The sequence below is a fragment of the Brachyspira pulli genome, assembly GCF_036997785.1.
GTDB lineage: Bacteria > Spirochaetota > Brachyspiria > Brachyspirales > Brachyspiraceae > Brachyspira > Brachyspira pulli.
The window spans coordinates 1-520 of the sequence record NZ_JAWLQI010000142.1; the positions used below are offsets into that span (position 1 = coordinate 1).

The following is a 520-nucleotide window of genomic DNA, read 5'->3' on the forward strand; positions in this document are numbered from 1 at the left end:
CAAATATTTTAAATTTAAAAAATTATTTTTGACAAAATATAGTTGTTTAAATATAAAAACAAGCCTATTATTATTTATCAGCATATCTGAAAGTATTAACGGCAAGAATCAAAGCAATTATTAAACATACTAAAAGTACAGCTATTCCAATAAAATATGCATGAAAATCAAAATAAAAAGCACCTCTGAAAGCATTCAAAAAATACTGAAAAATATTTAATTTACTTAAAATTTTCACTATATTTGGAGCATTGTATAAAGAATAATATCCGTCGCTTAAAAACATAGAAGCCATCAAAATAATATTATATAATATGCTCGCAGTTTCATTATTTTTAACCAAGCTAGAAACAAAGAAGCTTATAAATATATAAAGCAAAGACGCCAATATAATTACAGGCAAAAACAGAAGTATAGAAGCAAAAGAAAATTCCACTTTAAAAAATAAAGCACATACAAAAAATACAAATAAACAGCTTATAATAGATATTATCACCCAAGCACATGATAAACTTATAAT

Annotated in this window: 1 protein-coding gene; it reads right to left on the minus strand. The window is 23.5% G+C overall.

The window, feature by feature from the left end; translation table 11 throughout:
* Positions 1–70 precede the first annotated feature (70 nt).
* A partial coding sequence (locus R4K56_RS14735; RefSeq protein WP_335773223.1) for an ABC transporter permease occupies positions 71–520 on the minus strand: 450 nt, incomplete at its 5' end.